We start from the raw sequence: 13,702 nt of genomic DNA, 5'->3' as shown, positions 1-13,702 counted from the left end.
ACCGCTGAAATATTCAACTGATTCGACTAAACCGTATTGCCATAATCCTCACTAGGAAGAGCCATACGGTATAAATTTGCAGTTGAAAAATAGTAGCTAAAAGAGCAGAGCATGAAGTATTTATATCTTTTTATCATCTTGTTATTATTGATCATTGTTGGGATTTTGTTGTATTTTTTATTACAATACAACAAGCAGCGTGTTGCTTTTGAAAAAGAAAAAGATTTATTTGATACTAAAATCAAATATTTGCAATTGGAGAACTTGGAATCGAGGTTGGACCCCCATTTGTTCAAAAATATTTTAAATTCCATTCAATCTCATGCTTACCAAACGTATTATGCCTTGGATAAGATGGCAGGTGTACTAGATTATATTTTATATGATAGCCAACGTAAACTAGTAACGTTAAAAGAAGAACATGAGTTTGCCTTGCGTTTGATTGATATTAATAAAATTAAGTTGAATCCTCTTTTTCGCTTGGATGTTCGCTCGAATATTGGAGAAGTAGAGGCACTGTACGGAGAAGATTTAGTTGCACCTTTAATTTGTGTGGAGTTGATTGAAAATGCCTTTAAGCACGCAGATTTAACAGGGAATGATGCCTTTATTACCATCCTGTTTAAGTTGAAAAATGGACACTTTGATTTAGTCGTTTCTAATAAGAAATCCTCAAAAGGTTCACTTAGAAAAGAAAAAGGAGGATATGGTTTATCCGCATTGCGTGAACGTTTGCATTTGATTTACGGTCCTTATTATAAATTAGAAAAATCAGAAGACGAGCAAGTACACTCGATGCATTTAAAAATTAATTTGTATGATTTCAAAGCTAAAATGTATACTCTTAGATGATGAGTTGCTGGGATTAAAATACCTAAAGATGCTATGTGAACAAATTCCCGAAATTGAAATAGTGAAAGTATTTGATGATCCTACACAATTTTTGGAAGAAGCTCCTTCTTTGGATTTTGAATTGGCGATTCTCGATATCAATATGCCAGGTATGGATGGATTGAGTGTGGCTCAATTGCTGACCAACAAAGGAATTGTATTTGTTACCGCTTATAAAGAATATGCCTTAGAAGCCTTTGAGGTAGATGCAATTGATTATATCGCTAAACCCATAAAAAAAGAGCGATTGCAGCGTGCGATTCAAAAGGCAATGCGCCAGTTGAAACCTATCGAACAAAATACATCATTGACGATCAATTCTAACAAAGGGAAAGCCATTTTACAGTTTGATGATATTCTTTATATCAAAACGTGTGAAAATGACGGTCGCGATAAAGAAATTATACTAGAAGGAGAACAGCATTTGATTGCTAAGAATATTGCATTAGATAAATTAGTAGAGGTATTGCCTGCTCATAAGTTTTGTCGTATCAATAAACGCGAAATTATAGCGCTAAAGATTGTGCGCTTTTTTGGGCATGATTTGATTACCACACAGCTATTTACCGAGCAAGGAAAACCCCTCGAATTGACCTTGGGAGTTACTTTTAAAACAGATTTCCTAGATAAGATATAATTTCATTACAAGAATTTCGCGTTTCATTACAAGAAAGCTTGGTTTGAACTCAAGGCATGGTTTTTGAACCTATAAATTTCAGAGTTTTGCCTCTGAAATCGAAAACCTTAATCATGATGTCAAAATATAGGAATACCCTACTTTACGTTTCAATTATTGGTGGATGTACGGCTCTTATTTATTGGGTAGTTACACAAGGATCAAAATTGGAAGTAAATACAAAAGCCATTGTTTCAGACAATACGGCTTGGGAAAATTTTCTTCAAACCTTAGTACACAATTTAGAAAGTCCCTTAGCTTTACTTTTAGCTCAAATTGTAACCATTGTTTTGGTTGCAAGAGTGTTTGGATGGATTTGTAAAAAAATTGGACAACCTTCCGTAATTGGTGAGATTATTGCCGGTATTGCTTTAGGACCCTCCTTGGTAGGAACTTATTTTCCGGAGTTCTCAGCTGTTATGTTCCCTACGCAATCTTTGGGGAATTTAAGTTTCTTGAGTCAAATTGGATTAATTCTCTTCATGTTTGTGATTGGAATGGAACTGGATCTCAAAATCTTAAAGAATAAAGCGCATGATGCTGTTTTAATTAGCCACGCGAGTATTGTGATCCCATTTGCTTTGGGAATGGCGTTGGCTTACTATATATTCGAATCGTTTGCACCAGATGGTGTTGATTTCCTTTCCTTTGGACTCTTCTTGGGAATTTCCATGAGTATTACAGCCTTTCCCGTATTGGCGCGGATTGTACAAGAAAGGGGACTGCAGAAAACGCGAATAGGAACCATTGTAATTACCTGTGCAGCAGCGGATGATATCACCGCTTGGTGTTTGTTAGCTGCAGTAATTGCTATTGTACAAGCAGGAAGTTTCGTGAGTTCTCTTTATATCATAGCATTAGCTATTATCTATGTAATCGTCATGTTGAAACTGGTGCGTCCTTTCTTAGCGCGAATTGCAAAATATCAAGGGAATAGTAAGTTGCTATCGAAAGGAACTGTTGCTATCTTTTTATTGACGTTGATTATCTCAGCCTATTGTACAGAAGTAATTGGTATTCACGCTTTGTTTGGTGCGTTTATGACAGGGGCTATCATGCCAGATAACATGAAGTTTAGAACGATATTCATCGAAAAAGTAGAAGATGTAGCTGTTGTTTTATTCTTGCCTTTGTTCTTTGTTTATACGGGATTACGTACAGAAATAGGACTGCTAAATGAACCTTACCTATGGGAAATAACGGGATTGATCATTCTTGTGGCTACCGTTGGTAAGTTTGTTGGAAGCGCCATAACAGCCAAGTTCGTCGGTATAAATTGGCGGGATAGCTTGACGATTGGTGCTTTGATGAATACTCGAGGTTTAATGGAACTCATTGTCTTAAATATTGGTTTTGACCTCGGAGTAATGACAGGAGAAGTATTTGCCATGATGGTGATTATGGCGCTAGCTACAACCTTTATGACAGGGCCTTTATTGGATTTAATTGCGAAAATATTTGGTCCGCTTGGAGATGAACCACAGCACAAAGGGGTGATTATTGGAAAATATCAAGTGTTCTTGTTCTTTGAAAATAAACTAAGTTTAGCTCCGTTGATGAAGTTAGCCAATGCCTTTACAGGTAAATCAAGTGTAGATACGCGTATTACTGCGATGCACATGATTGATAGTCAAGAATTAAACTCCTTCAATACACAAGATTATGAAGAGGAGATATTTGAAGCAGTACAAGAACAAGCGACAGAAATGGACCAAGAGGTTCAGACCTATTATAAGGTATCCAATGACATTGAAAGTGATGTTGTAGGTATGGTTCACCAAGAAACTTGTGATTTACTACTGATCGAAATGGGATATTCGATTTATCGCGGATCTGTATTGGGAAATATCCTTGGTTTTACAACGCGTATCATCAATCCAGATGTGTTGTTAAACAAAGTAACAGGTAGAGAAAAATTGTTTGAAAATTCATGGTTTAATGCACGTACACAGCAAATAATGAATCGAACAAAAGTTCCATTAGGAATTTTGATTAACAAGGATTTTCAAAAATTAGAGCATGTATTCTTGCCTATTTTTAGCAAAGGAGATTTAAAACTATTGTCGTATGCGCAGAAGATGATTCGCAATAATGATGTGCAAGTTTCGATTTTAGATGCTACAGGAGAGCTAGAAAATCATACTGAGTTTAAAGAAAATATCAGGCTTATTGAACAGTATAAGCCAAATCACATACGCATCGTAAGTAACAAAGTAGTATCGAAGGAATTCATAGAGGAATTTGACTTGATGCTCATTACGTTAGATAGTTGGAAAAAATTGATTGAAACGAGAAGTATCTGGTTGAATCATGCTCCATCTATGCTTTTGATGCAATCGCTATAACTATTTAGTTATGTTGTTTTATATTAATTTGCAGAACCTCAAGCTGAAAAGCTTGAGGTTTATTTTTTGTTAGCCTTGTAATCCTGTGTACCAGATAGACTAGCCCCATCATTTCTATTGAGTTTCATAAAAACAGCACTCGATAAAATGGTTAAAATACCCATGACTAAAAAGGTATAATTAAATACCGCCGTAGGGTGATTGGGTGTATCAATCGTACTCCCTTGAAAGAGTTGTAAAAACATAGCCGAAATGGAAATTCCCAAACTAATTGCCAATTGTTGTGTAACTGATAGTAAACTATTTCCATCACTTGATGTTGAATTGTCTAAATCTGCGAGGGAAATTGTATTCATAGAAGTGAATTGTACCGCGTTAAAAGCGCCGTTAAATACCATCAATAAAATAATAACATAGAACGGAGTGTCTTGTTTAACAAAGAAAAACAAACTGATGAGCACACCCGTTGCAATCGTATTAAATACCAAAGTTTTTTTGTAACCATAGCGCTTCACAATTGGAATGACAAAGTTTCGAGAAATTAGATTGGACAATGCTTGTGGAATCATCATCAAACCCGCATAAAAAGCAGAGTATCCAAAACCTAATTGCAGAAGTAATGGAATCATTAATGGCATTCCACCAATACCAAATCGCGTGACTAAGTTACCAATCAACCCAATATTTAAGGTTTTGATTTTAAATAAATCTAGTTTTATGAGTGGGTGGCTACTTCGTTTGGCATAGGCTATATACGCCACGATAAGCAATAAGGCTAAGACCAATAAACCGACTAATTGAAAAACAGATATAGTAGGGGAGTTCCAGCGCTCAATAACCAAGGTTAATAAGGTCAATCCACCACTGAAAAAGATCCATCCAAGCACATCGAATCGCTCAACCTTATTGGTGAAATTAGGAATAATAGAGCGAGCGAGAATGATAGCGATAATCCCTACGGGTAAGTTGATCAAGAAAATCCAGTGCCAAGATAATTTCTCAACTAAAAATCCCCCTGCAGTAGGCCCTAACATCGGCCCTATTAAGGCGGGAATCGTAATGAAATTAATAATCTTTAAAAGCTGATCTTTGGGATAGGCATAAAGGAGAGTTAATCGGGCTACAGGAACCATCATGGAACCGCCAATAGCCTGAAATATACGGGCAAAGATTAACTCATTTAACGTATTAGATAAAGCACAAAACAGGGAGCCTAACGTGAATAAAGCAACGGCTAATATAAAAATACGCTTGGTTCCAAATCGATCGGCAAGCCAACCACTTAGAGGAATCAATAACGCTACCGTTAGGGTATAGGAAACAATAATACTTTGCATCTCAAGAGGAGATTCACCTAAACTTTTAGCGATAGAAGGAAGACCTGTATTTAGAATTGTACCATCTAATGCTTGCATAAAAATAGCTAAAGCGCCTAAATAGGGAAGATATTTCTGAACCTTAGGATCTTGTATTATTCCAGCTTTCATCTAAAAAATTTGTTTAACCTATAAAACCTTGAATTTACCATTTTCCATTTAGCCTGACAATATTTTTTAGAAGTTTTATGATTTAAGCACAATTCATCCACACTAAAAATCTTGTAAAGAAGGTATCAACTCTTAGGTCAAATAAGCTAAAAAATCACCAATAGGGGGGTGTTATTGCTCAATCCAATTGGCAAGCATTTGCCTACCCGCTGGAGTCATATAGGATTCAGGGTGGAATTGAATCCCTCTTACGTTTTTTGTTTTATGAGCAAAAGCCATGATAATTTGATCATTGCTCATGGCTGTGATCTCCAGCGTTTCCGGGAAGTTTTGTGGAGACAACGCCCAAGAATGATATAATCCAATGGGAGTTTGGTCAGGGATATTGTTAAAAAGCAAATCAGGGGTAAGGAGTTGTAAAAAACGCGTTTGCCCATGAAATACTTGTGCGATATTATACAGTTCTGCCCCATAATATTCTCCAATAGCCTGATGACCTAAACAGACACCAAGGATGGGTTTTGAATGCTCATAACGCGCAATAATATCGAAAAGAATTGGATAGGCGCGAGGTACATCTGGACCTGGCGATAAAACCAATTGGTCATAGGCCGCTAAATCATCAAGTTGTACTTGATCACTCTGCACAATATGGATATTGCAAAGGGGATGCTCATCGAAAATTTGATACAAATTGTAAGTAAACGAATCTCGATTATCGATAATTATAATTTCCTTCTTTTGGCTCATAAACAATTTGTACTTTTGACCTTCAATTTAGATTAGACTATGGGCATCAAAGATACAATTATCTCAAGTATGAATGCATTGGGAAAGGCGAGAAAACCTTTTTTATTTTTTGTGGATTACAAAGGAGAAAAAGGGCAAGTCATTCCTTTAGATGAGGTTGATGCTGAGGAAATTTTATTTGCTTTTAATGGAGTAACCAATCAAGAGAATCAACCAGAGTGTAAGAGACTGCAACTTCACGCTTATCCACTTTCCTTTGAAACCTACCAAAATCGATTTAATCAAGTAATTGAACAAATTCAAAAGGGAAATACCTATCTGATGAATTTAACGGTTTCTACCCCTATCGAAATAGATGGAAGCTTACAAGATGTTTTTTATGCAAGTAAAGCCAAATACAAGCTTTGGGTAAAAGATAAAATGATCTGTTTTTCTCCTGAGATTTTCATTCAAATCAAAGAGAATCGCATCTATTCTTTTCCGATGAAAGGAACCATTGACGCTACAATTCCACAAGCAGAAACCTTAATTCTCCAAGATGAAAAGGAAACGGCGGAACATTATACGATTGTTGATTTAATTCGCAATGATTTGAATATAGTGGCTAAAAAAGTAGGCGTTGATCGCTTTCGCTATTTGGATAAATTCCAAACTACCAAGGGAGAGTTATTGCAAATGAGTTCGCAGATCAGTGGTGATTTAGAAGCAGGATGGCAAGATAACATAGGCGATATTTTAAATCAGCTGTTGCCTGCAGGGTCTATTACAGGATCTCCTAAAGAAAAAACGGTAGCTATTATTGAAGCAGTAGAGGAATACGACCGAGAGTATTATACAGGTGTTTGTGGACTTTTTACTGGGGATTCACTAGATACGGCTGTGATGATTCGCTTTATTGAACAACAAGGACAACAGCTGTATTACAAAAGTGGAGGAGGAATTACCTTTAGTAGTGAGGCTCAGAAAGAATATCAAGAGATTTTGCAAAAAATATACATTCCATTCTAGGTTAAAGTACCTACTAAATGGACTAGAAAAATACGTAATTTGCATTCAATTATCCCAATTTTACCTCTGATTTTGTTTTAGTAGTAAAAGATAAAATAAAGGAAGAATTTCATTTTCAAATCGTTAAAAAAATTTGATTCTTTCGACGTGTTAAAAAGAGTTAAGCTAAAACGTAAATTTAAATCTCGTCTTATATTTGATACGATTTATGAAACGTATCCTTACCCATATTTTCTTTGTTTTAGTCCTCCTTTTTATAGGGGCTACTAACGTATTGGGGCAAGAGGTAAACACCAGATCAGCTGCATGTACTAAGGCAAAGATCGAAGTGGAGCATCTTGGAAAAGAAAAAGGAACATTCACGCAAAAAAATATTGAAGAATACAGGAAAGATTCTCTTTTTTCTAGTGTAGAACTAGATGAAGGAGATTCCCATGTTCAAGATCAACAAGATTCTCTTGTTTTCGCTTCTGCTTTAGTAAAAGTAGGCGGCTATTTATTTTCCTTATACTTCATTCTTTTTGCTATTAAAAAACGCCGTACTTCTTATGTGGCGTCTATACAATTATTTGATTATAAATATATTGTGTATCGCGTATTGCGAATCTGATTCTTCTAGCTTGTAATGCATTCATTTTAATTGCCTAGCACTTTTGTCGGCAATTTCGGTCAACGTTCTTTTGAGACGCTGACTTTTCAATCAAATTAATGAACAAAATGTATGATATGAAAACAGTAGTTTATATTGTTTCTCTAAGCGCTGTAATGGGGTTATTTAGCTGTAATACCTCAAAACAGGAAAAAGAAGAGGTTAAAGATTATCCAGTTACAACACCTTTAGTAAGGGATACAGTTGTAACCAAAGAGTATGTCTCTCAAATTAAATCCGTAAAAAACATTGAAATTCGCACCCAAGAAAAAGGGTATTTAGAAGCGATATTGGTCGATGAAGGGCAATATATCACCCAAGGCCAATTGTTATTTCGCATTCGCCCTCAATTGCATGAGGCTGAATTAGATAAATCAAAAGCAGAAGTAGCAGAAGCCCAAATTGAAGTAGAAAATGTAGAAAACTTAACCCGTAATAATATTGTTTCTACCAATGAGAAAGCCGTAGCTCTAGCGCGTTTGCAAAAGGCAAAAGCCGAAATGAAATTGGCTCAAATCCACTTGAGTTATACCGAAATTAGAGCGCCATTTTCTGGTTATGTTGGGCATTTAGCTAAACGTTTAGGTAGTCTATTAGACGAAGGAGAGTTGCTGACTACCTTATCTGACAATACCGCTATGTATGCCTATTTTAATGTATCCGAAGTGGAATATTTGAACTATAAAACAACCCCTCAGAAACAAGAAAGTGAAGCGGTAGAATTGGTGATGGCGAATAGTAAAGTCTTGCCATTTAAGGGAAAAATAGAAACCATAGAAGGAGAATTTAACAATGAAACGGGAAATATAGCTTTTCGTGCAAAATTTCCCAACCCAGATCAATTACTTCGCAATGGCGAAACAGGTAAAGTACGCTTATCTATTCCTTTGGCACAGGCGTTGATTCTTCCGCAAAAAGCAACCTTCGAACGACAAGGACAGAAATTCGTATTTGTCGTAAATAAAGAAGGTATTATACAAGCGAAAGAAATTGTGGTAAGCTATGAATTGCCTGATATTTATGTGATTGACTCCAATAGCCTTTCGGCTAAAGACCAGGTATTACTTGAAGGGATTCAACGCGTAAAAGAAGGAGATCACATTCATGCCACAGTCCAAAATCCCATAGAAGTATTGAAAACGCTGCATTTAAGTGCGGATTAATTGAGTATTAAGTAATTCACTGAATCAAGATGTTTAAACTATTTATTCGCAGACCTGTGCTGTCGATTGTTATTTCGTTGATTATCGTATTCTTAGGGGTACTATCGCTATTGAAATTACCCGTAACTCAATTTCCTTCGATTTCTCCTCCTAAGGTTAATATTACGGCAGAATATCCGGGAGCCAATGGAGAATTATTGATTAAATCTGTAATTATTCCTTTAGAACGAGCACTTAATGGAGTGCCTGGAATGAAATATATGGAGTCTAATGCGGGGAATGATGGAGAAGCGTCGATTCAAGTTATTTTCGAATTGGGAACGGATCCTAACTTAGCCGCTGTCAATGTGCAGAATCGCGTTTCTTCGGCGGTTAATAAATTACCTCCTTTAGTGGTCCGTGAAGGAGTGAAAATTACAAGAGAAGAATCCAATATGTTGATGTATCTAAACTTGTATAGTGACGATGCTAAAGCAGATCAGAAATTTTTATACAACTATGCGGATATCAATATCTTGTCGGAATTAAAAAGGGTTAATGGAGTAGGAGTCGCCGATATTTTGGGAAATAGAGAATATGCAATGCGTATTTGGCTGAAACCCGATCGTATGACTGCACTTCATATTTCTGCTCAAGAAGTAATGGAAGCCTTGCAAGAGCAAAGTATAGAGGCTTCTCCAGGGCGTATTGGAGAAAGTTCAGGGAAAAGAGCAGAAGCCTTTGAATATGTCTTGAAATATTCCGGGCGTTTTAATACAGAAAAAGAATATGGCGATATTATTTTAAGATCGACGCCAGAAGGAGAAATTCTTCGATTGAAAGATATAGCTGATGTAGAGTTTGGTAGCACGATGTACGATATCTATTCGAATCTGAACGGCAAGCCTTCTGCTGCTATTGTCATCAAACAATCTTTTGGAAGTAATGCAAGTGAAGTCATCAATCAGGTGAAGCATTTAATGTCGGAGTTAAAAGAAGATTTTCCTAAAGGAATGCACTATGAAATTAGTTATGATGTATCTTCTTTTTTAGATGCGTCGATGGAGAAAGTTGTACATACGTTGCTTGAAGCTTTTGTCTTAGTAAGTATAGTTGTCTTTGTCTTTTTAGGCGATTGGCGATCAACCTTAATTCCAACGTTAGCGGTTCCCGTTTCTTTAATTGGAACTTTTGCCATGATGAGTGTATTTGGCATTACGCTAAACCTGATTTCACTCTTTGCGTTGGTCATGGCGATTGGTGTTGTTGTCGATGATGCTATTGTCGTGATTGAGGCTGTACACGCCAAGATGGAAGTAGAACATCTATCTCCATATCGAGCCACTCAAGAAGCGATGAAAGAAATTAGTGGCGCCATTATCGCCATTACTTGCGTGATGGCAGCGGTATTTATTCCTATTGCCTTTATGAGTGGTCCTGTGGGGATTTTTTACCGTCAATTTTCTATTACCATGGCAACCGCGATTGTTTTATCTGGTGTTGTGGCCTTGACATTAACGCCGGCTTTATGTGCGATGATTTTGAGAAACAACCACGGGAAAGAAAGAAAAAGAACGCTATTGAATCGCTTTCTAGATGGGTTTAATCGCTTGTTTACCCGAGGAGCGTATCGATACAAAAGCATATTAAATAAAACGGCAAGTAGAAGAGTATTGACTTTTGGTATGTTGGCTATTTTCTGTGGCGCTATTTATTTGTTGAATATGAAATTGCCAACGGGTTTTATACCAAATGAAGACCAAGGGATGTTTTATGCCATTATTCAAACGTCTCCTGGAGCAACATTAGAGCGCACTAATGAAGTCGCCGCTCAATTACAGCAATTAGCGCAAGAGATTGAGGGAGTAAAGTCTGTTTCTTCTTTAGCAGGGTATGAGATTTTAACGGAAGGAACCAGTGCCAATACAGGATCGTGTTTGATTAACTTAAAACGTTGGGAAGACCGAGAGAAGTCAGCACAAGAAATTATTGAAGAATTAGAAGAAAAATCAAAAAGCCTAACAGGAGCTACGATCGAATTTTTTCAACCTCCAGCTGTACCTGGGTATGGAGCTGCAGGTGGATTTGAGTTGAGACTCTTGGACAAAGTCGGAAGTGGCGATTATAAACAGATGGAAAAGGTGAGTAAGGAGTTTGTTGCTGCATTGAGTAAACGTCCAGAAATCAGTTCGGTATTTACTTTTTATAGCGCGAGTTTTCCGCAGTATTTATTGAAGATTGACAATGATAAAGCAGAGCAAAAAGGCGTATCAATTGCACAAGCGATGGATAATTTATCAACGTTGATAGGAAGTGATTATGAAACTAGTTTCATCAAATTTGACCGACCATATAAAGTTATGGTTCAATCCGCCCCCGAGTACAGGGCCTTGCCTCAAGATGTATTGAATATGTTTGTAAAAAATGACCGAGGGGAAATGGTTCCGTATTCTGCTTTCTTAACGATGGAAAAAGTATACGGGTTGTCAGAATATACACGTTTTAATATGTACAATGCCGCTGAAATTAGCGGAGCTCCGGCCCAAGGATATAGCAGTGGAGCTGCGATAAAAGCGATACAAGAGGTAGCAAAAGAAACGTTGCCTCATGGTTATGGAATTGATTGGGCAGGGATTTCGAAAGATGAGGTATCAAGAGGTAATGAAGCGGCTGTTATTTTTGCCATTTGCTTGGGGTTTGTTTACCTCATTTTAGCTGCACAGTATGAGAGCTTTATCCTTCCTTTACCTGTTATTTTATCACTGCCAGCAGGTATTTTTGGAGCTTATTTCTGTCTGAGTATCTTGGGATTGGAGAATAATATCTATGCACAAGTTGCCCTAGTTATGTTGATTGGTTTACTGGGGAAAAATGCGGTTTTAATTGTAGAGTTCGCCCTGTTTATGCATCGACAGGGACACAGCGTTTTGAAGTCCGCAGTAGAAGGTGCTGCTTTGCGTTTTCGTCCCATATTAATGGCTTCTTTCGCCTTTATTGCCGGATTAATTCCCTTGGCTATAGCTAGCGGTCCTGGAGCAATTGGAAATAGAACCATTGGAACGGCAGCCGCAGGAGGAATGTTAATCGGTACGTTGTTTGGTTTAGTTGTCGTACCCGGACTTTACTACATTTTTGGAACGATAGCAGAGAAAACAAAACTAACGCATTACGAAGATGAATCTACTATTTACGAATACATTGAAAAAGATGAATAAATCGATTTTATATCAAGTAGGTTTTTTAACCTGGATTAGTTTGAGTTTGTGGAGTTGCAAAGCCCCACAAGCCACGCTTATGGAGGATAGTAAAATGAAACTTCCCACGATTTATAACAAAGAAAGCGATACACTAAATTCTGGTTTAGCCCCTTGGAAACAGTTTTTTACTGATCCACATTTAACCGCGTTAATCGAAGAAGGATTAAAAAATAACCAAGAGTTATTGATTACGCTTCAGGAGATTGAAGTAGCTAAAAATGATGTTTTACGTCAAAAAGGGAAATTAGCACCTAAAGTAGGAGCAGGCCTTGGTACAGGTCTTGAAAAGGTAGGTCGATATACAAGCCAAGGAGCGGGAGATGCCGGTACTGAGATGGAAAAAGGAGTAAAAGTACCTGAAAATATAGGAGATTTTTCAGGGGCGATCTCAGCTTCTTGGGAGATTGATATGTGGGGAAAACTCCACCATGCCAAAGAAGCGGCTGTTAAGCGTTATTTAGGAACAGTAGAAGGAAAAAATAAGGTACTGTCAGTTTTAATTGCGGAAATAGCAACCTCTTATTATGAATTGTTGGCGTTGGATAATCAATTAGATTTAACGCTGCAATATATTGAATTACAGAAGAAAGCACTGGAAATTGTCGTTATTCAAAAACAAGCGGCCCGTGGTACGGAGTTAGGAGTTAAAAAATTTGAAGGTGAACTCTTGAAAGCACAGAGTATAGAATTTAGGATTCGACAAGAAATAACAGAAACAGAGAATCGAATTAACGTGCTATTAGGCCGTTATCCTCAACCTATTGTCCGAGAAAAGGACACTTTTATGGATTTAGTGCCAACTACAATTAAAACGGGGATTCCAAGTCAATTGCTGTCGAATCGCCCGGATATCAAACAAGCAGAACTAGAGTTAGAAGCTGCTCAATTAGATGTAAAAGTTGCACAAGCTGAATTTTACCCTTCGCTAGAAATTTCTGCTGCTGTGGGATTAAATGCATTTAAACCTTCCTATCTGATTAAAGTGCCTGAATCTGTGATGTATTCTGTCGTGGGAGAGTTAGTGGCGCCTTTGATCAATAAAAGTGCAATAAAAGCTGAATTTAATACAGCAAATGCCCGTCAAATACAAGCGTTGTATGAGTATGATAAAACGCTGTTGAGTGCTTATCTAGATGTAGCTAATCAAATGGCTAACATTGAAAATATGCAACACGCATTTGAATATAAAAAGAAGGAAACCCAGACGTTATCTGAGGCAGTAGGTATTGCCAATGAATTATTTAAATCGTCGAGAGCTGATTATCTAGAAGTATTAATGACTCAAAGAGAAGCCATGGATGCTAAAATTGAATTGATTGAAGCAAAGAGCAAACAGTTAATAGGGGTTGTGGATATTTATAAGAGTTTAGGAGGAGGATGGAAGTAGAGGAGAATTGAAGTGCGTGTTATTATGGAGTCAATAGCATGATAAAAAAGGAGCTTTAAAAGAGCTCCTTTTTTTTATAATGCTGTAGATTGAATAGTATGAGAACAGCG

General features: G+C 37.1%; 10 protein-coding genes. 8 read left to right on the top strand and 2 right to left on the bottom strand.

Annotated features, from left to right (window positions below; genetic code table 11):
- Positions 1-111 precede the first annotated feature (111 nt).
- The 3 genes from ACUTSE_RS02295 to ACUTSE_RS02285 all read left to right on the top strand — a co-directional run bounded on the left by ACUTSE_RS02295 (position 112) and on the right by ACUTSE_RS02285 (position 3,912).
- Entirely contained in the window at positions 112-852 is a 741-nt protein-coding gene (locus ACUTSE_RS02295; protein WP_445639076.1) for a sensor histidine kinase, read from the top strand.
- Positions 818-1,528 carry a LytR/AlgR family response regulator transcription factor gene (locus ACUTSE_RS02290; RefSeq protein WP_002985224.1) on the top strand — a complete coding sequence of 237 codons (711 nt, stop codon included), beginning with the start codon at positions 818-820 and terminating at the stop codon, positions 1,526-1,528. Before ACUTSE_RS02295 ends, ACUTSE_RS02290 begins: the two co-directional genes overlap by 35 nt.
- A 116-nt stretch (positions 1,529-1,644) precedes the next feature.
- Positions 1,645-3,912, top strand: coding sequence for a cation:proton antiporter (locus tag ACUTSE_RS02285; RefSeq protein WP_445639293.1), 2,268 nt, complete (start codon positions 1,645-1,647; stop codon positions 3,910-3,912).
- A 59-nt stretch (positions 3,913-3,971) separates the two neighbouring features.
- Here the strand turns inward: ACUTSE_RS02285 and mdtD are convergent, their stop codons facing one another.
- Together mdtD and ACUTSE_RS02275 are read right to left on the bottom strand one after the other, a co-directional pair.
- Positions 3,972-5,399, bottom strand: a complete 1,428-nt coding sequence (gene mdtD / locus ACUTSE_RS02280; RefSeq protein ID WP_445639075.1) for a multidrug transporter subunit MdtD — start codon at positions 5,397-5,399, stop codon at positions 3,972-3,974.
- A gap of 171 nt (positions 5,400-5,570) precedes the next feature.
- On the bottom strand, positions 5,571-6,149 hold the full coding sequence (locus tag ACUTSE_RS02275; protein ID WP_115090524.1) for an anthranilate synthase component II: 579 nt from the start codon (positions 6,147-6,149) through the stop codon (positions 5,571-5,573).
- A gap of 39 nt (positions 6,150-6,188) precedes the next feature.
- Between ACUTSE_RS02275 and ACUTSE_RS02270 the strand changes: the two genes are divergently transcribed.
- From ACUTSE_RS02270 to ACUTSE_RS02250, 5 genes are all read left to right on the top strand, one after another.
- Complete coding sequence (locus ACUTSE_RS02270; protein ID WP_445639074.1) at positions 6,189-7,157, top strand: aminodeoxychorismate synthase component I; 969 nt, start codon at positions 6,189-6,191, stop codon at positions 7,155-7,157.
- Between the two features lie 208 nt (positions 7,158-7,365).
- Positions 7,366-7,767, top strand: coding sequence for a hypothetical protein (locus ACUTSE_RS02265; RefSeq protein WP_445639073.1), 402 nt, complete (start codon positions 7,366-7,368; stop codon positions 7,765-7,767).
- A 116-nt stretch (positions 7,768-7,883) separates the two neighbouring features.
- Positions 7,884-8,969, top strand: a complete 1,086-nt coding sequence (locus ACUTSE_RS02260) for an efflux RND transporter periplasmic adaptor subunit (protein WP_445639072.1) — start codon at positions 7,884-7,886, stop codon at positions 8,967-8,969.
- A gap of 29 nt (positions 8,970-8,998) precedes the next feature.
- On the top strand, positions 8,999-12,163 hold the full coding sequence (locus ACUTSE_RS02255) for an efflux RND transporter permease subunit (RefSeq protein WP_445639071.1): 3,165 nt from the start codon (positions 8,999-9,001) through the stop codon (positions 12,161-12,163).
- Positions 12,123-13,592, top strand: coding sequence for a TolC family protein (locus ACUTSE_RS02250; RefSeq protein WP_445639070.1), 1,470 nt, complete (start codon positions 12,123-12,125; stop codon positions 13,590-13,592). The genes ACUTSE_RS02255 and ACUTSE_RS02250 overlap by 41 nt, the downstream gene beginning before the upstream one ends.
- The last annotated feature ends 110 nt before the right edge of the window (positions 13,593-13,702 follow it).

Source organism: Myroides sp. TSA_177.3 (assembly GCF_052691955.1).
This window is presented reverse-complemented; position numbering and strand designations above follow the sequence as displayed.

What these genes read in the sequence shown, in the direction of transcription:
- ACUTSE_RS02295 (WP_445639076.1), top strand. Translation starts at nt 112, where the DNA reads ATGAAGTATTTATATCTTTTTATCATCTTGTTATTATTGATCATTGTT.
- ACUTSE_RS02290 (WP_002985224.1), top strand. Translation starts at nt 818, where the DNA reads ATGATTTCAAAGCTAAAATGTATACTCTTAGATGATGAGTTGCTGGGA.
- ACUTSE_RS02285 (WP_445639293.1), top strand. Translation starts at nt 1,645, where the DNA reads ATGTCAAAATATAGGAATACCCTACTTTACGTTTCAATTATTGGTGGA.
- mdtD (WP_445639075.1), bottom strand. Translation starts at nt 5,399, where the DNA reads ATGAAAGCTGGAATAATACAAGATCCTAAGGTTCAGAAATATCTTCCC.
- ACUTSE_RS02275 (WP_115090524.1), bottom strand. Translation starts at nt 6,149, where the DNA reads ATGAGCCAAAAGAAGGAAATTATAATTATCGATAATCGAGATTCGTTT.
- ACUTSE_RS02270 (WP_445639074.1), top strand. Translation starts at nt 6,189, where the DNA reads ATGGGCATCAAAGATACAATTATCTCAAGTATGAATGCATTGGGAAAG.
- ACUTSE_RS02265 (WP_445639073.1), top strand. Translation starts at nt 7,366, where the DNA reads ATGAAACGTATCCTTACCCATATTTTCTTTGTTTTAGTCCTCCTTTTT.
- ACUTSE_RS02260 (WP_445639072.1), top strand. Translation starts at nt 7,884, where the DNA reads ATGAAAACAGTAGTTTATATTGTTTCTCTAAGCGCTGTAATGGGGTTA.
- ACUTSE_RS02255 (WP_445639071.1), top strand. Translation starts at nt 8,999, where the DNA reads ATGTTTAAACTATTTATTCGCAGACCTGTGCTGTCGATTGTTATTTCG.
- ACUTSE_RS02250 (WP_445639070.1), top strand. Translation starts at nt 12,123, where the DNA reads ATGAATCTACTATTTACGAATACATTGAAAAAGATGAATAAATCGATT.